Below are 22,289 nucleotides of genomic sequence, written 5' to 3'. Positions count from 1 at the left end.
ATTAGTCCTCCTTTCTGACGACATAAACAGTCGTCGCTTCGTCGAACGCTCTTCTTGTCTGAATGACGAGTCGCTCGCCGGTTGCCCGTTCGACTTCATAGAACCGAACACCATATTGGATTAATTCTTTCGTAATCGTAACACGTTCATTCGTTTGATTCGTCGGTCTTAAGACCAACTCGATCGCAGACAGCGGATACCATGTCCCGTCTAAGGCAAGACCATCTCCAAAAAACGGACTCGTCTCGCTTAAAGCAACAGGTCGCCCTTGCTCGATAATGCGTCCTGCCTGCATGACATACACATAGTCCGCCATTGCCATCGCTTCTTCGCGATCATGTGTGACAAGCAACGTCGTCACGCCTTGTTGCTCCGTCAGGCGACGAATCAACGTCCGTAATTCACGCCTCCGCGGCAAATCGAGGCTTGAAAACGGCTCGTCTAATAATAAAAAGTTCGGTTGACTCGCAAGGGCACGTGCTAAGCTCGCACGTTGTTGCTCGCCTCCCGACAGTTGATGGACAAAGTCCGCTTCACGTCCCGGTAACCCGACGCGGTCGAGCCACTCCGAGACTTGTCGGGCGTCCCCTCGCATGCCAAGGCGGATATTCTGCCCGATCGTGAGATGGGGAAACAGTAGCGGTCGTTGAAACAGCATCGTCACTCCGCGTTTACTCGGGACTGTTTTCGTAACGTCACGCTCTCCGAAGTGAATCGTTCCACCTGAGACCTTTTCTAATCCGGCAATCAAGCGCAGTAACGTCGTCTTCCCGCTTCCACTCGGTCCGACAAGCGCAACGCATTGTCCCGAGGCGATGGTTAGATCGATGTCTTGCAAGACGGTCGTTTTACCGAAACGCTTCATCACTTTATTAATTTTTACGTCCATCTAATAACCTCCGAACCCCTTCTATCCATAAGGTAAAGAACAACATTTGCCCTAGATAAATCAAAAATGGTAACCCGATCAACCAAATCGTCGCTTCTTTAGCCGCATCAACCGCATTCCCAGAGTAAAGGGGGAAGACTTCAAGTGCGAGCATCCGAACGACGCCACCGCCGATGAGCACGACGAGTGCATACTGACTAAGTGTGATGACGGTGACGAGCAATGTCACCGATTGTAATGTCGGACGAAGCAACGGTCCGACTAAAAAGAAAAATCGCTTCAAGCGGTTTGCCTCAACAAGGACCGTCTGTTCGAGTAGTTGTTCACCGAGCGCCTGAAATCCGTTCGTATAAAGGCGGACCGTGTACGGAAGTGTCGGTAACAAAAGGACGAGTAACACACCAAGGAATTGATCAGCCAAACCTAAACGGATCCACGTCAAATAAAGACCGAATGAGAGCAATAATACAGGCAAAAACAGTGGTAGACTAATCAACAACTCAGCCAGTTGAATGATTCGTCCCGTCTGAAAGGCAATGGCTTTCCCTGCCGCATAACCAATTACGTGGTTCAAAAACGTCACTGCTGCAATCATGAAGAGCGTCGTCGTCAACGTCTCGACGATTCGTGGATTTAGAGAAAATGATTTCGGAATGATTCCCAGCAGCGGTGCAACGACGAGACAAGCAATCAATAGCGTAACGATTCGTTGCTTCATTCAATCCGCCCCTTACTGATTCGCTCTGTGATCGGTCGAATCCACCACGTGAAGACGGCTAACATCATGAAGAGCAACGTCGTCAAGACGACACTGATGGCAAAAGCCGTTGGTTGTTGCGACAGGTCTCCTTGCGTATATAAATCAAATACATATACACCAATCATTTTCGGATACGTCACACCAAGCAATGCCGGCACTTCGTAGGCAAATAGAACAAATGCAAAAACGATGAAGCTAGCTTCAAGTGCCGGAAACAAAATAAAAACACCTTTTCCATGCCAAAATCGGCGAATCTTAGATAATCCAAGTAGTTGCCCCAATTCCTCATACCGGTGATCGAGCCGTCGAAAAACAGGAATGAGATAAAAAAAGATGAACGGTGTTTCTTTATATACGTAAGTCAAGATGATACTGAAATGATTCGTCTCATGCGGACCAATCATCGGTACATTACTGAAGTAGAGAATCGCAAGATATGCTGCACCAAGATGCGGGATAAACAGCGGAAGTGCGAGGATTTGTTCCGCCATCCCCCCTCGCCTTGAGAAAAATTGAGCTAAGCCGAAACCGACCCCTAACGAAAGTAACGTGCTACTCAGTGCGACGTACAGACTTAACACAATGCTTTCAAGAAACACGGTATCGCTTAACAATGCACGATAATCGGCGACTGTCGTCATCGATACACTGATGAACAGTCCATAAAGAACCATTCCAGCAATCAAGAAGACAGCGGGGTAAGGATTACCGCGCCACACGTTCCGGCCAATCCTTTCGAATGATCTCGAAGAATTCCGGGTCGAGCTCCGCTCGGACTTTTCCTTCAAATGCATCTGGTGTCGGTGTCGATTTTGCTGCCGGAACATCCTTAAACGCTTGTTGTTCTACTGACGTCAACGTACTTAAATCAAGACTTGTCCCATCTCCCCAGTAGGTCGCGTCATATTTCTTCAACTGCGCATCTGCCGATAACAATTCGTTGATTGCAACGAGCGCCCCTTTTGGGTTTGGTGCGTTAAATGGAACCGATAAGAAGTGGGTCGACGCAATCGAACCTTCTTCTAAGATGAGCGGACGCGTTTCTTCCGGGAAGGTCCCGGACGCTACTTCCTGTTCGGCCCGGCGTTCATTGAAGCCCATCGTGAATGCGACATCCCCCTTCGCATACAATTGATCGAGCTGAGCGAGCGTCTTAGGATAGGTTTTCCCTTCTTTCCAAAGGTACGGCTTTAAATCGTTTAAATAAGCCCATGTCTTTTTAAAATCGCTTTTCGGGTTCTTCAACGTTTCATTTGATTCGACCCCGTACATGACGTGACGGACAAACGTATTTCCCGTGAAATCCGTCACTTCCGGATAAGTGAATTTTCCTGGGTTTGCTTTGACCCAGTCTTTTAACTCGTTTAAGTCCACCGGTGGTTTGGCAACACTGGCTTGATCATAATGGAACGCAAACTGGACTTTTCCCCAGGCCGCTTCGAGCCCTTCCGTCTTCGTCCCACTATCTGAAGCTTGCGCCGCGGCGTCGACTTGCTTGATGTTCGGTAAGACGCGCGCGATGTCACCATATAACAGACCGTCTTTTTTCGCATTTCGGAAATTATCGCCGTTGATCCAGACGACATCAATCACGCCTGTGTCCTTACCGGCTGTTTTTTCAGCACGCAATTTCTGAATGATATCCGCTGTTTCAATCGGCACACGCTTCAATGTGATTTGATGCTCTTTTTTCAACTTGGGTGCGACGTACTCGTCGATATAGGCATTGATTCCGTCATCTCCACCCCACATGTACATCCGGACCGTCGTTTTCGCTGCTTCCTGTTCAATCATTTTATAGGATGAACCTAGCACTTCGTCCTTTGCCGGCAAGTCAGAAGTTGCGCCACACCCGGCAAGCAACAACCCACCGACAGCGATACCGATTACTTTTTTTAACATTTTCATTCCACCCCATCATTTTTTGTCAAATCCGGACTTACCGAGCCATTCAATCAATCGGGGACAAACGGCATATGCTTTCGCTGAAAGTTCCATCCACCACGGTGCATTGACCTCTCGTTTTTGACGCTCGATCGCTCGGACCACCGTTTTTGCAAGCGACTCTTTCGATAACAAAATCGAGGCGACATTCTTTTCATATTTGCGACTGAGATCGGCGCGAATGAAAAATTCAGTCGCAATCGGTCCCGGATTAACCGTCATCACATGAATTCCTTTTGGTCGTAATTCAAGTCGCAATGCATTTGAGAACTGAAGCAGGCTTGCTTTTGTCATGCAGTAGATGGTCGATTTCGGAGTCGGCAGCTTTCCTGCCTGACTGGCGACATTGACAATCATTCCATTCGGACGCAGGAAAGGTAGACACGCTTTTGTCAACCGAACGGGCGTCAGGACATTGATCCGGTGCATCGATTCAATCGTCTCAATCGAGGTATCCTGCAAGAAACTGAATTCTCCGAATCCGGCATTATTGATCAATACATCAATCATGCCATAGTCGACCTGGATTCGTTCGGCTAAATGCTCCGGTGAATGTTCTAAGTCATAGACGATATAGTCAGCATGCAGCTCTCTTGCTAAGCGTTCGAGCCGATCGGCACGGCGGGCAATCAAAATCAAATTCGCTCCTTGCCGGTTCAAGACGCGCGCTAACGCTTCACCGAGACCGCTTGATGCTCCAGTCAAGACAACCGTTTTATTCATTAGATTCATCCGCTAACTCCCGCTTTCGAATAATAAAGAACCGTATCTCGTTTTTCGACTGTAATTTGACCGCTTGCGACTAAATAATCGAGTCGTGCTTTCATTTCACTCATCACGAGCGGAAACGATTTTTTTAAACGATTGCCGTACGTCAACTGCGCTAACTCAAATAACGTCTGCTCTCCCGTCAGATGTTTCAAAAGTTGCTCACCGCGGGCCTTACGTTGGAGCAATCGTTCTTCAATCAAGGATGGAACGTCACGGATTGTTTCGCCATGACCGGTATAGGCGATCGTGATTCGTTCACCTTGAAGCTTTTCGAGCGAGCGCATATATGCAAGGACAGGGCGTTTTATATCAGACGCATCTCCTGCTTGCGGCTGTTCAAGTAACGGGTTCGGCTCAATCCGTGCCAGTAAATGGTCGGCTGCAAACAATGTCCCGTCTTGACCGAGAATCCCGATCTGGTCGCTTGCGTGTCCCGGTAGCTCAATCACGCGGTATGTACTTGCCGCCGTGATGGAATCCCCTTCTTTTAGGACATAGTCGAGTTGTCCTTTTCCGAGCCATTTGAGGGCCGACAGATAACTCGGTAGCAACGCTCGTATTTCTTTTGGCACCCCGAACGACATCGCTAAGCGTTGCAAAAAGGCATCGCCACTATTCAAGAAGTCCGTATCCTGTTCTAAATAGGGACGAAGTCGTGCGTGCCCGTAAATCGCAATTCCTTTTTCAGAAAAACGATAAGCCATTCCGGCATGATCGGCGTGGTGATGCGTCACGATTACTTTATCGAGTTCTTCGACAGACAAGCCGATTTTCTGCAAACCCTCTTGCATGGCGTGCCAAGCTTCTGCCGTATCCGGTCCACAATCAATCAAAATATTTTCATTGTCCGTTTTGAGGACGTAACAATTGATATCACCGACTGGAAACGGCGTTGGGATCGGTAGCGTGAAGATTTCATCTTTGCTGTTCACTTGGAATCCCCTCATTTCTCTCACTAGTTTCCTTCATTATAGAGAAAAATGAACCCGAGCCGCAAACTTTGTCTGTCACTCTCTTGCATCCCTTCACTAAAGCATACGTAAACCGTCTGGAATTGGATGCAAAAAAAGCGACCTTTCGCAGAATGAAAGGTCGCTCGTTTATTGCAAATTTTATTTTAAATTAAGGACAGTCAGTTTATCACGCGTCATCGAAGCAAGACTTCGTCCGACACCCTGCACACCAAGTCCAGATGATTTAACGCCGATGAATGGGAAGTGGTCTGGGCCACGTTCAGTCCGACCATTAATTTGAACAGAACCTGTTTCAAGGGCATCCGCTACAGCAAAAGCTGAATCAATGTTTTCCGTAAAGACACTTGCTTGAAGACCGTATTCCGATTCGTTCGAGTACGCAATCATCTCTTCGACTGAGCTGACACGAATGATTGGTAAGACGGGTCCGAACGGTTCTTCCCAAGCAACACGCATGTCACGTGTCACGTTGTCGATTAGTGTTGGTTCAATCAAGTTGTTCGTCCGGTTTCCACCAGTAACGATTGTTGCACCTTGATCTTTCGCATCCGTAATCAAGCCCTCCACGTAATCCGCTGATTTTGTATCGATCAATGGAACTACGACACTGTCGTCTTCAGGTGAACCGACCGTTAACTTCGCGATCCGTGTTGTTAATTCGTCAACGAGCGCATCCGCTTGATGATCTAAGACGAATACACGTTTGATCGCTGTGCAGCGTTGTCCAGAATAAGAGAACGCTCCACTGATGATGTGATCCGCTGCTAATGAAAGGTCCGCGTCTTCTAAGACGAGTGCCGGGTCTTTTCCACCGAGTTCAAGTACAAGTGGGATCATCGCTGATTGGCGAGACAAGTGACGTCCCGTCCCTGTACCACCCGTGAAAGTAATCATATCAATTCCTGGATGTGCTGTTAAATAGTCACCGATGACTGATCCCCGACCTGTCACGACGTTAACGAGACCTGACGGAAGACCTGCTGCGACGAGTGCTTCAATCATCAAGATTCCACTGATTGAACCTTGTGTTGCCGGTTTGAAGACAACCGCGTTTCCTGTCATCAACGCCGGTGCAAGTTTTGCTGCCGCTAAATTGACCGGGTAGTTAAATGGTGAAATCGCAAGGACGACGCCGAGTGGCGCTTTTTTAATGACTGCAAGTTTTTTGGCACTCCCACCTGGGAATGAATCGCCTTGCATCATTTGACCGTCAAAACGAAGACCTTCTTCTGCTGTATACCGAATGATTTCCGCAGTCCGCTTCACTTCTTTAACGCCATCTGCACGTCCTTTACCCACTTCACGCATGATGACTTCGCCGATTTCGTCAGCGCGTTTTTCAAGTTCTGTTGCCCATGCATGTAATAGTTCAGCACGTTTGTTTGCTGGTTGTTTCGCCCAAGTCGTTTGTGCCGCTTTTGCTGAAGCAATCGCACGGTCGACTTCTGGTTTCGTCATCGCTTGTACACGACCAACGAGTTCTTCTTTATATGGTGAAGAGATTTCGATTGTCTCTTTTGATTCACTCTCATACCATTGTCCATCCAATAAAAATGTATACGTTGTTTTTGTTGTATTCATTCCACTCTACCTCCATATGTTTTTTCTCTCTGTCACTTCAGTGTGTGGCTGCATAGCTATTGTAAACAATTGGTCAGACAAATGCCAAACATTTTGCTTAACATATTATGAAAGCGATTACAATAGTTTTTTTATTGAATTTGATATGGAATGTTTTACGAAATGTGCCGATAACTAGGCAGAAGTGAATGTGCAGGAACGAAAGGGGATAAATCACGTGTACAATCAACACGATATTTTGTTAGAAGCGGGTACGAATGAATTAGAAATCGTCATTTTCCATTGTGGTCCTTATACATTTGGGATTAACGTCATGAAAGTGCGTGAAATCATCGTTCCGTTACCGATGACACCACTCCCAGGAACACCAGATGCCGTCAAAGGATTAATCGAACTACGCGGTGAAGTCATGACGGTCATCGATTTGCCGACTGTCATCGGTGTAGCCCATGACGAAGCGACGGAAGATCGGTTGATCATCTGTGAGTTCAATGGCGAGAAAAGTGTCCTTCGCGTCGATTCTGTCACGGAGATCAGACGTATCTCGTGGGAACAAATTGATACACCGAACGAACTCGCACGTGGAATCGAAGGATTGACGAACGGCGTCGTCAAGACAGGCGATAAGATGATCATCTTACTCGATTATGAAAAAATCGCACTCGAACTGTCTCGTAAAGACATCTTCGCACGTGAAGAAGGACGTCGCGTCCAACCGCGTGACAGATCGAACAAAACGATTTGGATTGCCGAAGATTCAGAAATGCTCCGGACACTCATCATTGAGACGCTTGAAGAAGCAGGATATCACGGCTTAAAATGGTTCATCAACGGAAAAGATGCATTTGACGCCTTCGAAGCAGGTAGCGATTGTGACTTGTTGATCACAGATATCGAGATGCCGAAAATGGACGGACTTCATTTATCGAAACGCCTTCGTGAAGACGACCGGTATGCCGAACTGCCAATCATCGTCTTCTCTTCCTTGATTTCAGATGATCTTCGCCATAAAGGTGAATCTGTTGGGGTCAATGCACAAATTACAAAACCAGAAATCGGTCGTTTGATCGAAACGGTCGATTCATACGTCTTGTAAGACGTTGTTGACGGTTATATCGGAGCTCACTTTCCAGTGGGCTCCGATTTTTCAATTCACAAAAAAAAAAGAAGCGTCCACGAAATCGTGAACGCCGGTTTACTTTTTTCATCAATTACTTGATCGAGTCCGAATTCTTTCCAATAAAAGCATCCAACCAGACTTTTCTGAACTCCACCATAGATTGATCAATGTTTTGCAAAACCTGATTCGCATTTTCAAGCGAACCCGTTTCTGCTTCTTTTTCAAGTTGTTCGAACTCATCTGCCAAATCGTCCGCCGCGACCGAATAGGAGGCACCTTTAAGTAAATGTGCGATTTTTTCTGTCTGTCCCGGATCATTGTTATTGATCGCTTGCTCTAGTTCAGGAAATTTACGATCAAACTGCGCAATGTATGTTTCACCAATCTTTTGTAAAAATACGTGGTCCCCACCGGCGATTGAACGTAATTCCTCTAACTTCTTTTGATTAAAAAAAGGCATCTGGTTCCCCCCTCTGGTTTCATTTTAACATTAAATGTCGTAAAAAAAAAATCTGAGAATCATTTACACGCCCTATCTTCTGTCCCTATAATAAGCAAGTGAAGAGCAGGAGGGATAGACATATGTTGACGATTTATCGAAGTGATGTGACCGGGGCAGTCAACGAAATTCAAGAATTCACGAAAGGTTCTTGGATTCATCTTGTCAATCCGACAAAAGACGAAGCCGACCAAGTCATTGCTGCCACAAAGATTCCTGAGGATTTTATCTATGACCCACTGGACGTTGAGGAAAAACCTCGTTTTGAAAAAGATGATGAAGGGCTCTTGATGATTGTCGATGTTCCGTACATCGAAGAAGAGTCATCGGGACGACGCTACAACACGATCCCGCTCGGTATCATCGTGACGTCGAGGCATTTCATCACCGTCTGTTCGCAACAACTCGACGTGTTGACCTTGTTCTCGAACGGTAAATTACGGACATTCCGGACGAATTATCGTTCACGCTTTGTATTTCAAATTCTTTATAAAGTCAGCTCTTCTTACCTTCGTTTCCTTCGTCAAATCGATCGCCGAATGGACGAACTCGAAGATGAACTTCAACGTTCGATGCGAAATCAAGAAATTTTTCAACTGATGAACTTACAAAAATCCCTCGTCTATTTCATGACGTCACTTAAATCAAACGATGGTGTTCTTGATCGCATCATTAAAACACCGAGTCTCGAGAAACATGAAGACGATGAAGATTTACTAGAAGATGTTTTCGTCGAGCACCGCCAGGCAATGGAGATGGCACAAATCTATAAAGATATCATCAGTTCGACGATGGATACGTTTGGTTCCGTCATCTCGAACAATGTAAACTTCGTCATGAAGTTTTTAGCCTCAATCACGATTGTTATTTCAATCCCGACAATGATTTCCGGAATGTTCGGGATGAACGTCCATGTGCCGTGGGAAGGTGAAGTCATCGGCTTTTGGATTGTCTTTGGGATGATGATTTTCTTTTCCGGACTCGCTGCCTTTATTCTGTGGCGGAGACGCTTTTTCTAGCACAAAAAAACCACTCGCTTTTACATGCTGAAGACGTAGCATGTAAAAAAGCGAGTGGCTTTTTTAATTGATTTCGACCGTGACGAGACATAAATCATCGGCCTCATCACTTTGATCGGGCTGAATCAAGTGGTGAATGTTTGGTCCTTGTTGTTCGATCAACTGACGGATCGCACTGATTCCTTCGTCAATCCCTTTGCTATACAGCTCCATGAAACCATCCGTATAGAGGTAGATACATCCAGGAGACGTCAAGTCGATCGTCCGACTCGTATATTGTGAGTCCTCAAACATCCCGACTGGCAATCCTGTGTTCTCGAGGGCGATGATTTGATCCCCCATCCGTAACAAACCAGGTGGGTGTCCCGCATTCGCATAACTAAGTTTCATCTCATCCAAGTCGATGTACAAATAAACGGCAGTAAAATAAATTTCCGTTTCATCCCCTGGGAAAAGGCGGCTCATCTGACGGTTCAGTTCTTCAAGTACTTTTGCCGGATCACCGATGCGATGCACGAGTTCAAACAAGATCGAGCTCATCCCCATCGTAATCAACGCTGACGAGACACCATGGCCCATGACGTCAAACAAGATGATGCCATATTTATTTTGCGAGATGCGGTACCAGGCATACATATCTCCCGCTAGTTTTTTAGAAGGAATATAGGTTGCCATGATTCGAATGTCTTCATCTTCGATATTTGCACTCAAAACACTTTGCTGGAGCTTTTGAGCAAGATCAAAATCTTCTTGTAAGACTTTTTCATATCGTTTCCGTGCATCTATCGCTTGTTTTAATGACATCGCATTTCGAACACGAGCAAGCAATTCCGTTTTTCGAATTGGCTTTGTCGTATAGTCTGATGCTCCCGCATCCAGTCCATCCGCGATGTCCTCTTCATTGGAACGACCGGACACGATGACGATTGGCAGTTCATCTAAACCAAATCGTTTTCGGATCAACCGTGTTGTATCAATCCCACTAATGCCGGGCATCTCTACATCCAGTAATACGACATCTAAGTTGTCGATAAAGGCCGGGTCCTCCATCAATTCAATCGCTTCTTCCCCACTCATCGCTTTTACGACATCGTATCCTTCATTTTCAAGCAGTCGCTCCAAAATCATTAAATTCGTAAATTCGTCATCTACGACTAATATACTCATACCGTCACCTCGTTCCTAAACATGTTAATCTGAACATAGTTTATCACATCATGACCACTTTCGTTTAGACGAACGGACAGTTTTCCGTCATACTAAAAGAGAAGAATGAAAGGAGGAATGGATCATGTGGCTCTATGTTGTTTCCATTCTAATCATCGTGTTTGTCTTAGTTGCTTCAATCATCGTCATTTCAAAAGGCTACGGATATAAAGGCAATCAAGACGATATCGAAATTGACTACGATGAAATCAACCGTAAACTGACTGAAAAGCAGGATGAAGAGAAGCAAAACTAAACAACTTTGACCGTCTGAGACCATTTTAACATCGGTGGTCTTTTTTTGTTGCATGAAAAGTGCATGTTTTCCTTTTTTATGACGAGGGTACATATCTATCATGGTCAACTATTATCTTAAGGGAGTGTCTATTCATGGAACCTAATCTACAAAATGATCCACATGCTGCTCAACAAGAACATCCAAATCGTCAATTCGATCAAGAAGCTTCGTCAGGTCGTCGTGTCAATTTACTTACGGGGATGTTGCTAGGAGCTGTCGTCGGCGGATTGCTTACAATGCTGAGCTCAACGAATCGACAAAACACAAAACAAGGACTTAGCGGCGCAAAAGATTCCGTTTCATCATTAGCATCTACTATTAAAGAAGATCCGTCAGGAAAAGCTTCACAAGTCATCGAACAAGTAAAAAGCGCTTCAGGAATCATTCAAGAAGTCGCTGGTGACGTCCAAAATGTGTATGACAAGGTTAACAATGAACTTGATACCGTCAAATCGGATGCTTCTTCTGTAAAAGATACTGCAACGGAAGCTAAGGGTGACCTGTCTTCAATTAGTGAAAAAGTAGTCGAAGCAAAAGACGTGGCGCTTGGAAAAGAAGAAGCCCCACAAAACAATCAATCAGACAATTCACAGCAAAATAAATAAACTGTTTTATCAAAAACCATCATGCTTGTGGCATGGTGGTTTCTTTTAACGTTGTCACAACAATCCATTACTCAAAAAATTTCACGATGATTGCGACACGTTCACGCATACCATATCGCAATACACCAGATAACGGTGTTTTTGCAGGAATCGCATCACTATTCAATCCTACTTTCTTCGCTTCGGTACGAGCACGATACAAATGAAAATCTGACGTCACGATCGAGACTTGATTTTCACCTTTTGGTAATAACGATTTTGAAAAACGTAAATTTTCAGTGGTCGACGTCGATTTGTCTTCGAGCACAAGACGTTTTTCAGAGATTCCTTCGTCAATCATGCCACGGCGCATCGCTTCTGCTTCTGAAATCGCTTCACCCTGCCCCTGCCCACCGCTCAAGATAAAAGTCGTTCGCGGATATTTTTTTCCGTATGCAGCTGCAGCCTGAATCCGGTTTTCCAATATCAGTGACGGTGTTTCCCCTCTGACACCTGCACCGAGGACGATGACAAACGAGTGTTTCCCGTTCGCTGCGGGACGTTTTCCTTCTGCGACAAATAAACCGATACTAAACCAGAAAATGACGAGTCCACCTACGATTCCGGCCACTACAAGCCGATATCTTTTCAAAACTTGTTTGATCCGTTCCATGAGTCATATGATTCCTTTCAGACTGCTATTTTCGATTACATCCGTTTCTACGATGTTTTTCTAAGAAAAGTTTCAATCACAAAACAGGGGCGACTCAAAAATGGGGATGTCTCCCGATTAAAAGGAATCCGGACTTTTTCATGCATACCTCCGGCAAGCACTAAACTATCTTGAACAATAGAAATGACCGATGGTCCCGTGAATCGCGGGAGCAACGGTCATTTGATTAAATGGAGGACGGAAACGTCCGTCACACGGATTGATGTTGGTCCGACTTCTGATTCAGACCCCTTTTGCTAGATTAATTTCCCCAAATTGCTGTCGCATATTCTGGATGATCAATGAATGGATTGCGGTTTTTTTGCCATTTTTCAAAAATGATGTCATTGCGTTTCTTTTCAAATGCATCGACCGGGTCAAGTTTGTTCCACGCTTTTAACGTCGATAATTTTCCGTGAAGTGGGTTTGAGCCATTGTTGACGTTTTCTGACGTCTCTAAGTCGATTTCGCCGCCACCTTCATAACGAACCGCCATATAGAAAATCATCCGCGCGATATCACCTTTGACGCGAGTCGGTGGTTCCCATGAATCACCATCTCGGTTACAATCGCATCCGCTATATTTCGTTCCGCCATTGTCAAAATCAAGGTTCCCACGAGCACTATTGACGACGACGTCTGACGGACGTAAGTGATGCAAGTCTGTCCCTGGTCCCATGCTTGTTCCGAAGTCTCCATGCGATTTTGCCCAGACATGCTCTCGGTTCCATTGACCGACATTCCCACCGTTGCTATTTTTTGAAATGGACTTCCCCGTGTACAATTCGATCACGTTGTTCACATTACCTGGATCTTGATCGGTTTCTTTTAATGCCGTCCAAACCGTGTCATACGAGACTTCCGTATGATTATCGATGATGTCATGCAGTGATGCTTTTAATGCCGCACCCGTTTTCCCCGCTGCCGGCTGATAATAGGCATCGATTGTTGATTGTGACGTTACCGCCTGTGGTCCCGCTACTACCTTTGTTGAATCTGTTTTGGCGATGACCGGCGTGAAGGCAAGTGATCCTAACGCGAGTGTCGCAACAAGTGCCCCACTGATTTTCGATTTCCAGTTCATGCTTTTTCCCCCTCAGGTTAAGTATGGACATGCAATGTCAAACCGTATTACACTCCCATTTTCACATCACTTGTCTTTCTTATGGAAGATGGACGAAAGACCTCTTCTTTTTAGAGGAATCCAGAAATCAGAGTTAGCACAATTGTTCAACGGTTAGAAGGTCCTGTTTTTTAGTGAATCACGAATCAATAAACGATGAATTATTATTTAGAAGAACTATTCTAGAGGCAAAAGTCATGATTATAAAGGATACATAAATAAGGTATGAGGATGATACTCCCCACGTTTCAACTTGCTATAATAATTAATGCAAGCGTTTTCATAATTTGATAGAGGAGGCTTTTTGATGAAACATAAAAGCTTGATTGTCGCATCTCTTGCAAGCGTGACGTTTTTAGTGCCACTTGCGCAACCGATTGCAGTAGGGGCAACAGCAGACAACGGGACGATGATGCAATACTTTGAATGGTATTTACCAAACGACGGGAACCACTGGAACCGTCTAGGAAACGACGCTTCTAAGCTTGATCAACTCGGAATTACATCTGTTTGGATTCCTCCTGCCTACAAAGGAACGACTCAAAATGATGTCGGCTACGGTGCCTACGATCTATATGACCTCGGTGAGTTTAATCAAAAAGGAACAGTCCGGACGAAGTACGGCACGAAAACGCAATTGAAATCCGCCATCGGGCAATTGCACACGGCTGGAATCGATGTGTATGGTGATGTCGTCATGAACCACAAGGGTGGTGCTGACTTTACGGAATCCGTCACGGCCGTCGAAGTCAATCCGGGTAACCGTAATCAAGAAGTCTCTGGCGACTATCAAATCCAGGCCTGGACCGGGTTCAACTTCGCGGCGCGGAGCAACGCCTATTCAAACTTCAAATGGAAATGGTATCACTTCGACGGAACGGATTGGGATCAATCCCGCTCAAAAAGTGCCATCTATAAATTCCGAGGAACAGGTAAGTCGTGGGACTCGAATGTATCTTCTGAAAATGGAAACTATGATTACTTGATGTATGCAGACATTGATTTCGATCACCCGGAAGTGCAGCAGGAAATGAAAAACTGGGGGAAATGGTACGTCAATGAACTCGGGCTCGATGGATTCCGTCTTGATGCCGTCAAACACATCAAACATACGTATCTCGCAGATTGGTTGACGAATGTTCGTCAGACGACGGGTAAGGAATTATTCACAGTCGCCGAGTACTGGCAGAACGATCTCGGGACACTTAAAAACTATTTAAGTCAGACGAACTATAAACAATCGGTCTTTGACGCTCCACTTCATTACAAATTCGAACAAGCGAGTAAAGGCGGCGGCTTTTATGACATGCGCACAATTTTTAACGGCACACTCGTCCAAGATAATCCGACGCTTGCCGTCACACTCGTTGAAAACCATGATTCTCAACCTGGTCAATCGCTCGAATCGACCGTTCAATCCTGGTTCAAGCCCCTTGCTTACGCGATGATTTTAACGCGGGAACAAGGGTATCCATCTGTCTTTTACGGGGACTACTACGGAACAAAAGGCTCATCGAACCGCGAAATCCCTGCCCTCGCGTCAAAAATCGATCCGATTCTAAAAGCACGGAAGGACTTCGCGTTCGGGAAACAAAATGATTACCTCGATAACCAAGACATCATCGGTTGGACACGGGAAGGCGTCAGTGACCGCTCAAAATCAGGGCTTGCGACAATCCTGTCTGACGGCCCTGGTGGGAGCAAGTGGATGTATGTCGGTACGCAAAATAAAGGCGAAGTCTGGACAGACATCACCGGTAACAATTCAGCTTCCGTCACGATCAATACAGACGGGTATGGTCAATTTTTCGTCAATGGTGGTTCTGTCTCGATCTACCGCCAACAATAATTCGTCCTATTTAAAAGCCCCCATCCGTACCGTTTCCTTTTCAGGAAGGTTCGTGGATGGGGGCTTCTTTTCATTCAGCGAGACCGACACTTTCGCGAATCGATTCTTCCTGTTCAATCGCTTCAAGCAGGAAATGGGCGACATCGGCCCGATTGATTTGTTTCGCTTGGTCGGGTACACCGTCAGCTGTTTGGCGGTACATCCCGGTTAACGGACCATTCATCAAACGGAGTGGTCGTGCGACCGTATAGTCGACGTCTGCCTGTTTCAACAAGTCAATTGCTTGCCGGTGATCACGTAATGGATTCTTTAAGATTTGCTGTGCGAGTAATCCTTGTGCACCCGGTAATTCCTTATCAACACCTGCTGATGCGACGTAACCAATCCGCGTTACACCACTGACTTTCATCGCATTGATGATCCGGACGAGACTTCGTTCTAAAAATCCACTGTAGGCAAGGCTTTCTGTCCCTAACGCCGTCAAGACAGCATCTTGTCCGACAAGCGCCGCATTGACATCCTCTTGGTTCAAGACGTCCCCCGTGACGACATGAAGTCGTTCATCTTTTAGTTCCAACTTATCCGGATTACGGACGAACGCCGTCACCTCATGGTCATGCGCAATCGCCTGTTTGACGAGTTCTTGTCCGGTTTGACCCGTAGCCCCAAAAATAATCAATTTCATGCATAACATCCTTTCCCTTTCAAGATCCACTGTTTGAATGATACCCTTACCGCTTGAAAATGAATCGTCTTCCCTCACCCTTATTTTCAGAAAATTATTTTTATTTATTAACAGTGTATGCTAAAATCTCCCTAAGTACATATGGATATTTTTTCCTTAATTAAAAGAACGACCATCTTTTTTCTTCGATAAAGACAGGAAGTCAGTCTATTCTGCTTTATGCTTTGGAAACTCGTACAGTCACGTCGCGTGAAAAAACGGCGCCCTTCTTTTGGAGGTGTGACGGATGATGTTCCACTATCTCAATACGGACGATGAGGTTCTACGCTTCGAACAACAATTATCACGCTACTCATCACCTTAACCTTGGAGGGATTTCCTATGAAGCTACAACAGTTAAAAGACCAACTCAATTCGATTTATCTCGGCAAACCGGACGTCATCGATCTCTGTCTGACGGCACTCATCGCCGAAGGTCACATCCTGCTTGAAGATGTACCGGGGACCGGGAAAACGATGCTTGCGAAAGCACTCGCCCAAAGCTTCGAGAGTGCCTTCTCCCGGATTCAGTTCACGGCGGATTTGCTTCCGTCCGACGTCATCGGTTCAGACTTCTTCAACTTAAAGACGCAGGAGTTCGAGAATAAACGCGGACCGTTGTTTGCAAACGTCGTCTTGATCGATGAGATCAACCGCGCCGTCCCGCGGACACAATCGGCATTGCTTGAAGCGATGGAAGAACGTCAAGTCTCGATTGGCGGAACAACGTATCAGATGCCGGCACCATTCTTCGTCATCGCAACTCAAAATCCGATCGAGTCAGCAGGAACATTCCCGCTACCGGACGCCCAACTCGACCGGTTCATGGTCGCGATCGAAGTCGGTTATCCGGATTTTGAGAACGAACGCCGCTTGCTGTCTGAGATTTTGACGAACGTCCGCCGATCAGCCGTCGGGATTGCGTCAGGAGGGGACTTGATTTCATGGCAGGAAGAAGCACGACGTGTCCATGCGTCGCAAGACGTGCTCGATTATCTGCTGCATATCGTTCAGGCGACACGGAATCATGAACTCGTTGAAGTCGGTGTCAGTCCACGTGGTGCGATTGCCCTGCTTCGCGCGTCCCAAAGCTATGCTTTCTTGAATCAACGCGACTTCATCATTCCGGAGGACATCAAACACCTTGCAAAACATGTCTTGGCCCACCGCCTGACATTGACACTTGAAGGGGGCATCAAGACGACAAAGGCCCAAGTCTTGTACCATCTCCTTGATGCCATTCCAGTTCCTGTCGAGATTGGGTGACGCGGATGAAAATCGAACGTTCCGTCCCCTTTTGGCTCGAACAAAAATTATTTCCCGTCTATTGCATATTGACATTTTTATTCTTATTCCTCCCCGTCGTCTCGGGACTCGGGTTTCTCTTTGCCGCACTCGCGACGATTCATGTCGTCGTCAACCGGACAGAACGGCAACTCCGCCGGGAAGTCGCTTTAGAATGGAAACACTATGAACGATTGATGTTCAACCAAGAACAAACGGACCTCCAGCTGCAACTTTTCGGACTCGAACTTTTTTCGTCACTCGGCCTTAAGGCCTCCCTCCGTCTCCATGCTGCTGACGGGATTGTTTTCACGACGAGTGACGCGCTCCATCCCCACACGTATGATACCGAACTGGTGTTGACGGAAGAATTGTTTACGATCCCAATCCAGACCGTCAAACGTGGTCCGACGGCACTCGACGAAATCATCTTAACGATTCGTCTGCCCTGGCGGATGGGCGTTTACTTATTTTCATTCGACAGTTATCCGCAGTTCACGGTGCTGCCTTCGTTAACGGCACAAGCGACACCTTTCCTGCTGAACCGCTTACGGATTGGTGATCGTCCGGACCGCTATTCACCATTAAAAAACAAATTGGTCCAGCTTGGATCAAAAGCGTATACGACGGAACCGTCGAAGGACATCGATTGGTACGCGACAGCAAAAACCGGCCGTCTGCAAGCAAAAGTCTATGAGACGAGTAATCAGGACACATTCACCATCGCCCTCAATTTGTCGGGTCCAAGTGGATACGGCTTACATAATCAATCGGAACGCTTCATCGAACAAGCTTCGTTCTTAATCAGTGAGTTGATTAAGGAGGGCTGTAAAGTTGAATTGTTCCTGAACCGTCTCAACGAAGCGAACCACATGACCCACTTGGCGTTAGGTGAAGGACAACCGCACTTGAAGCACGTCCTTGTCCACCTGTCGACGTTATCCGACCGGGATTCCTATATCGCAACAAAACAGTTCGAACGGTATGTCGTGCGTCGAAAACATCTTAACAGTCAGCTGATCCTGGTTGGGAACGACCGGATCCAGGCGATTGGCTGACGATCAAAGAAGGAGGTTTTATCATGGTTTCCCTAGTCATTCGAAAGTCGCTTCAGTTCATCGTATCGTTGGTCGTTTTACTGTGCATCAGCGCCTTACCGGCATTGATCGTCCAGTTACGTCCGAACTTTTCGAATTACACCGATGCGCTCAAACAACAAGTCCTGTTTTTGACTGGTGTCGAACCGATTCTTTATTACAATGTGACCGCACAACAGCTTCGTCCGTTGTTGCCGGACTTACAACCGTTCATCCAGGAGACGCTGCTGATCTTCAGTAGTGCCCTTGTCTGTTCGTTTATCGCCGCACTTGTCTACGCGTTTTTCTTTTATCGCGCGCGTCTGCGGACACGTAACCTGTTGAAGCAGACGACGCGTGTACTCGAGATGGTGCCGGATTTATTTTGGGTGATTTTTTCACAGTACATCATCATCGTTCTTTTTAAGACGACCGGTTTCGATCAAATCGAAGTCGCCGGCGGTTTTGCTGATTCGATCCGTTTCCTTCCGATTCTGACGCTGTCGCTGACGACCCTCTTCTTCTTCATCAAATGGTTGACGGGGCAGATCCAAGAAGAGGAAGGAGCCAGCTATATCGAACTTGCCCGCGCCAAAGGGACACACGCGAATCATTTATTTTGGTCACACTTGATTCCGAACTTGTTTTATCGGTTCTATCTGTTTTTCCGCGCCAACGTCATCACGATTTTATCGAGTCTCGTCGTCATCGAATACACATTTAATGTCCAAGGTCTGTTTCGGTTCGTAATCATGAATCCGCAACTTCCTGTCCTGCTCGTGACGCTCCTCTTGATTTACTTACCGTTCTTTTTGATTGACTTGATTGCTGAGCTTTGTATTCCAAAAGCTTGGAAAGGTGGTGCTGTATGAGACGTGTCTTATTGCGTGATCCGTTCTTTTGGGGCTGTATCCTGATTTTTGCGACGCTCCTCCTACTTAGTGTCGGACATACCATATTTCGTGACGGACAAGTCGACCAAATCTCGAACCGGTACGCGGCGGATGGGACGTTCCTCGCGACATCTCCACTTGAACCATCGCGTGAGCAGTGGTTCGGAACTGACCGGGCGGGCAACGATTTATTCCAAATCATGATTGCCGGTGCCAAGTGGACGATCGGGATTTGCTTTGCCGTCGCCTTCGGACGCATCCTGCTCGCTCTGTTGATCGGCGTGCCGCTCGCCTTTAGGGGTAAAAGATTAAATACGGCAATTCGTACCGTTCTTGACGGCTTTTTAATTTTACCGATTTCCTTACTGGCCTATTTCATTTTGTTGACAGGCTTATTTTTTGCAAGTCCAGAAGACATTCCGTCCTTGTCTTCCCGTGTCCTCTTTGAGACAGGCGTACTGATTTTACTCGGGTTACCTGCCTTACTGATGTATTTAGTCAGTGAAACGCGTCACTTGTTGACGCAAGAGTTCATGGTCGTCGCCCGAACACTCGGCGGCAGTCCCCATTACCAATTTAGAAAGCACATTTGGCCGCATCTTTTACCGACGCTTGCCATTGTTTTCATGCAACAGTTCGTCCAAACGTTGATGGTCTTGATTCACCTGTCCTTGTTCGGGTTATTTTTCGGCGGGACACTTTCACGCTTTGCGAACGATGTTTCACCAACGATTTTTGAATGGTCTTCCCAGTTCGGTTTCTACTTCCTTCAGTTTTCAGCCGTTTCCTGGATCAATCACCTGTTCCTGATCCCGGCAATCAGCATCGCTGCGCTCGTCTTCCTCGGGAACTTGCTGACGAGTCGTCTCGAGCGTGCCTATCGCTTACGACGTGAACAGCTAATCTTCACGGAACCGGTCGCACAGGCAGAAGCCGCTACGACACGTTTGACGAATCCGTTTGATTCTGTCTCACCATCAATTACGAAATAATTATGTAAAATATACTTAGCGCAGTCGTATTCTTTTATATGACGGCGCTAAGTATGTCTTAATTTCTTTTAAACTACTTAATCCCTCTAAAAAAACAAGCGTTTGGTCTTTTGCGGGTATAGAAAGAGAGAAGGGACGTGAAAATGATGATTGAAGTCAAGAACTACTCTCAACGCTTCGGAAAAACCGACGTGTTGACAGATGTCAATTTTTTAATTGGTCAAAGTGAAATCGTCGGGCTGATTGGACCAAGCGGTTCCGGTAAAACAACATTAATCAAGTCGCTGATTGGCCTCCAAACCCCGTCAAGCGGAACCGTCACTGTACTCGGGTCACAGCAGCCGTCGTTACGTCAGGCAGAAAAAATCGGCTATATGGCGCAAGCCGATGCTTTGTATGAGGATTTGACGGCACGTGGCAATTTACGCTATTTCGGCAAGCTGTACGGCTTAAAAAAAGACCGCCTCCGCGCCCGGATCGAATCCGTCCTCCAGTTCGTCGACTTAAAGCAGGATGCCGACCGCCCGACCCATCAATTTTCCGGTGGGATGAAGCGCCGCCTCAGTCTTGCGATCGCCTTGATTCATGAACCGACTTTGCTTCTGCTTGATGAACCGACCGTCGGAATTGATCCCGCCCTCAAGAAAACGTTCTGGCACGAGTTCGACCAACTGCGGAAGTCTGGCGTCACAATCCTCGTCACGACACACGTCATGGATGAAGCCGAGCGGTGCGATCGTTTATTATTGATTCAACATGGGCGATTGATCGACGCCGGTACGCCCGCGGAATTAATTCAACGATTCGGCTCAATCGATGAAGCTTTCATCCGAAAGGAGCAAGTCTGATGCAGACACTGACCGTAGCAGAACGTGTCATCTCGCAAATTTTTCGGGACAAACGGACCATTGCGATGATGTTCCTCGCCCCCCTATTCGTTCTCTTTTTATTATCATCAATCCTCGGTTCGAGTTCGGATGAAGTCACGATCGGCACCGTCGATCTACCCGAAACGTTTGACGAGGTTCTCGCATCGAAAACGGCGACGACGACCTATCCGAGTTATGCGGACGGAAAACAGGCGATGGAAGATCAACACATCGAGGCATTGATCACGTACCGGGATGATGCCCCGGAGATTTTGATTGAAGGCGGCGACGTCTCTAAAAATGCCCACGCCATCCAGGTCATCCGCGAAACGTTAACGGCAATCGAGATGAAGCAGGCGACGACAGCGAATGCACAGTTACGCGAAACCGTTAATCAACTGCAACAACGGCTCGAACAATTGACGAATCAAAAATTGACCGTTCCCCCTATCGCCTCACAATCAATGATGGAACCAGATATCCGCTTTTTATATGGAGATAAAGATGCAGAACTGTTTGATCAAATTGCACCTGCCTTGATGGGATTTTTCATCTTTTTATTTGTCTTCATCATCGCCGGGGTCAGCTTTCTCCGTGAGCGGTCCAGCGGGACACTCGAACGGACACTCGCTACTCCGCTCAAACGGTCGAGCATCGTCTTCGGATACTTCGTTGGCTTTTTCTTGTTCGTCACGATTCAAACTGTCCTTATTCAACTATTCATCGTTAATATCTTGAACGTGACACAACAAGGCAACTATTTTCTGTTACTCTTCGTCAATTTATTGACGGCAAGCGTCGCCCTGTCACTCGGACTCCTGCTGTCGAGTTTCGCACGGACGGAATTCCAATTGATTCAGTTCATCCCGCTCGCAATCGTCCCGCAAATCTTTTTCAGCGGTCTATTTGATTTGACGGATGCCCCGACCTGGGTCGAAGTCATCAATCGGCTGATGCCGTTGACCTATGCCGCCGATGCCCTGCAAAACATCATGATTCGCGGGTACGGTTTCCGTGAAATTTGGCTCGACCTTGTGGTCCTTGCCGGATTTATGCTTGTCTTCGTCCTCCTGAACATGCGTGCCTTACGGAAACAGCGGCCGGTGTAAGGGCACTTCGTAC

The 22,289-nt window shown here is 46.7% G+C and carries 23 protein-coding genes; 11 read left to right on the top strand and 12 right to left on the bottom strand.

Translation table 11 applies throughout. The annotated features are described in order from the left end of the window. Position 1: 1 nt before the first annotated feature. The 7 genes from KNQ02_RS06975 to KNQ02_RS06945 form a co-directional block, all read right to left on the bottom strand. On the bottom strand, positions 2-889 hold the full coding sequence (locus KNQ02_RS06975) for an ABC transporter ATP-binding protein (protein ID WP_088836682.1): 888 nt from the start codon (positions 887-889) through the stop codon (positions 2-4). Continuing rightward, positions 873-1,607 (bottom strand): ABC transporter permease subunit, encoded by a 735-nt coding sequence (locus tag KNQ02_RS06970; protein WP_029333661.1) that lies wholly within the window; start codon positions 1,605-1,607, stop codon positions 873-875. The genes KNQ02_RS06975 and KNQ02_RS06970 overlap by 17 nt, the downstream gene beginning before the upstream one ends. Next, a complete protein-coding gene (locus KNQ02_RS06965; protein WP_214807687.1) occupies positions 1,604-2,368 on the bottom strand; it encodes an ABC transporter permease in 765 nt (254 codons plus the stop codon). The genes KNQ02_RS06970 and KNQ02_RS06965 overlap by 4 nt, the downstream gene beginning before the upstream one ends. Next, positions 2,355-3,551, bottom strand: coding sequence for an ABC transporter substrate-binding protein (locus KNQ02_RS06960; RefSeq protein WP_214771615.1), 1,197 nt, complete (start codon positions 3,549-3,551; stop codon positions 2,355-2,357). Before KNQ02_RS06960 ends, KNQ02_RS06965 begins: the two co-directional genes overlap by 14 nt. A 15-nt stretch (positions 3,552-3,566) precedes the next feature. Next, a complete protein-coding gene (locus KNQ02_RS06955; RefSeq protein ID WP_214765320.1) occupies positions 3,567-4,325 on the bottom strand; it encodes an SDR family NAD(P)-dependent oxidoreductase in 759 nt (252 codons plus the stop codon). After that, positions 4,322-5,296 (bottom strand): MBL fold metallo-hydrolase, encoded by a 975-nt coding sequence (locus KNQ02_RS06950; protein ID WP_088836678.1) that lies wholly within the window; start codon positions 5,294-5,296, stop codon positions 4,322-4,324. The genes KNQ02_RS06955 and KNQ02_RS06950 overlap by 4 nt, the downstream gene beginning before the upstream one ends. Positions 5,297-5,476: 180 nt before the next feature. After that, positions 5,477-6,919, bottom strand: coding sequence for an NADP-dependent glyceraldehyde-3-phosphate dehydrogenase (locus KNQ02_RS06945; protein ID WP_088836677.1), 1,443 nt, complete (start codon positions 6,917-6,919; stop codon positions 5,477-5,479). A 217-nt stretch (positions 6,920-7,136) separates the two neighbouring features. Here KNQ02_RS06945 and KNQ02_RS06940 point away from each other — a divergent pair, with 217 nt between their 5' ends. Continuing rightward, entirely contained in the window at positions 7,137-8,015 is an 879-nt protein-coding gene (locus KNQ02_RS06940) for a chemotaxis protein CheV (protein ID WP_088836676.1), read from the top strand. A 115-nt stretch (positions 8,016-8,130) separates the two neighbouring features. Here the strand turns inward: KNQ02_RS06940 and KNQ02_RS06935 are convergent, their stop codons facing one another. Beyond that, positions 8,131-8,499, bottom strand: coding sequence for an Hpt domain-containing protein (locus KNQ02_RS06935; RefSeq protein WP_088836675.1), 369 nt, complete (start codon positions 8,497-8,499; stop codon positions 8,131-8,133). Between the two features lie 122 nt (positions 8,500-8,621). Here KNQ02_RS06935 and KNQ02_RS06930 point away from each other — a divergent pair, with 122 nt between their 5' ends. Beyond that, entirely contained in the window at positions 8,622-9,557 is a 936-nt protein-coding gene (locus KNQ02_RS06930) for a magnesium transporter CorA family protein (RefSeq protein ID WP_029333146.1), read from the top strand. Positions 9,558-9,620: 63 nt separating this feature from the next. On the opposite strand, the gene KNQ02_RS06925 is transcribed toward KNQ02_RS06930, so the two are convergent. Next, positions 9,621-10,724, bottom strand: coding sequence for a PP2C family protein-serine/threonine phosphatase (locus tag KNQ02_RS06925; protein ID WP_088836674.1), 1,104 nt, complete (start codon positions 10,722-10,724; stop codon positions 9,621-9,623). Positions 10,725-10,848: 124 nt separating this feature from the next. Here KNQ02_RS06925 and ytzI point away from each other — a divergent pair, with 124 nt between their 5' ends. Together ytzI and KNQ02_RS06915 are read left to right on the top strand one after the other, a co-directional pair. Next, positions 10,849-11,019, top strand: a complete 171-nt coding sequence (gene ytzI / locus KNQ02_RS06920) for a YtzI protein (protein ID WP_152638925.1) — start codon at positions 10,849-10,851, stop codon at positions 11,017-11,019. Between the two features lie 134 nt (positions 11,020-11,153). Then, a complete protein-coding gene (locus KNQ02_RS06915; protein WP_088836673.1) occupies positions 11,154-11,666 on the top strand; it encodes a YtxH domain-containing protein in 513 nt (170 codons plus the stop codon). A gap of 67 nt (positions 11,667-11,733) precedes the next feature. On the opposite strand, the gene KNQ02_RS06910 is transcribed toward KNQ02_RS06915, so the two are convergent. Beyond that, complete coding sequence (locus KNQ02_RS06910; protein WP_088836672.1) at positions 11,734-12,318, bottom strand: YdcF family protein; 585 nt, start codon at positions 12,316-12,318, stop codon at positions 11,734-11,736. Positions 12,319-12,619: 301 nt separating this feature from the next. Further along, positions 12,620-13,441: an endonuclease I family protein gene (locus tag KNQ02_RS06905; protein WP_214801058.1), complete on the bottom strand. Its 822-nt coding sequence runs from the start codon at positions 13,439-13,441 to the stop codon at positions 12,620-12,622. A gap of 346 nt (positions 13,442-13,787) precedes the next feature. Here KNQ02_RS06905 and amyS point away from each other — a divergent pair, with 346 nt between their 5' ends. Further along, positions 13,788-15,329 (top strand): alpha-amylase, encoded by a 1,542-nt coding sequence (gene amyS / locus KNQ02_RS06900; RefSeq protein ID WP_214807684.1) that lies wholly within the window; start codon positions 13,788-13,790, stop codon positions 15,327-15,329. A 70-nt stretch (positions 15,330-15,399) separates the two neighbouring features. Here amyS and KNQ02_RS06895 read toward each other — a convergent pair whose 3' ends face one another. Then, complete coding sequence (locus KNQ02_RS06895) at positions 15,400-16,014, bottom strand: NAD(P)-dependent oxidoreductase (RefSeq protein WP_088836669.1); 615 nt, start codon at positions 16,012-16,014, stop codon at positions 15,400-15,402. A 381-nt stretch (positions 16,015-16,395) separates the two neighbouring features. Between KNQ02_RS06895 and KNQ02_RS06890 the strand changes: the two genes are divergently transcribed. The 6 genes from KNQ02_RS06890 to KNQ02_RS06865 all read left to right on the top strand — a co-directional run bounded on the left by KNQ02_RS06890 (position 16,396) and on the right by KNQ02_RS06865 (position 22,276). Beyond that, positions 16,396-17,319: an AAA family ATPase gene (locus KNQ02_RS06890; RefSeq protein ID WP_029333138.1), complete on the top strand. Its 924-nt coding sequence runs from the start codon at positions 16,396-16,398 to the stop codon at positions 17,317-17,319. 5 nt (positions 17,320-17,324) lie between these two features. Next, positions 17,325-18,395, top strand: a complete 1,071-nt coding sequence (locus KNQ02_RS06885; protein WP_029333137.1) for a DUF58 domain-containing protein — start codon at positions 17,325-17,327, stop codon at positions 18,393-18,395. Positions 18,396-18,418: 23 nt separating this feature from the next. Next, entirely contained in the window at positions 18,419-19,285 is an 867-nt protein-coding gene (locus tag KNQ02_RS06880) for an ABC transporter permease subunit (protein ID WP_088836667.1), read from the top strand. Beyond that, positions 19,282-20,298 (top strand): ABC transporter permease subunit, encoded by a 1,017-nt coding sequence (locus KNQ02_RS06875; protein WP_214771602.1) that lies wholly within the window; start codon positions 19,282-19,284, stop codon positions 20,296-20,298. The genes KNQ02_RS06880 and KNQ02_RS06875 overlap by 4 nt, the downstream gene beginning before the upstream one ends. 146 nt (positions 20,299-20,444) lie before the next feature. Next, positions 20,445-21,146, top strand: a complete 702-nt coding sequence (locus KNQ02_RS06870; protein WP_088838456.1) for an ABC transporter ATP-binding protein — start codon at positions 20,445-20,447, stop codon at positions 21,144-21,146. Further along, complete coding sequence (locus KNQ02_RS06865) at positions 21,146-22,276, top strand: ABC transporter permease (RefSeq protein ID WP_088836665.1); 1,131 nt, start codon at positions 21,146-21,148, stop codon at positions 22,274-22,276. The genes KNQ02_RS06870 and KNQ02_RS06865 overlap by 1 nt, the downstream gene beginning before the upstream one ends. Positions 22,277-22,289 lie beyond the last annotated feature (13 nt).

The sequence above is a fragment of the Exiguobacterium sp. s102 genome (genome assembly GCF_018618635.1).
In the GTDB taxonomy this organism is placed as follows: Bacteria; Bacillota; Bacilli; order Exiguobacteriales; family Exiguobacteriaceae; genus Exiguobacterium_A; species Exiguobacterium_A oxidotolerans.
The sequence above is the reverse complement of the archived record's forward strand: the minus strand, read 5'-3'. Positions and strand labels throughout refer to the sequence as shown.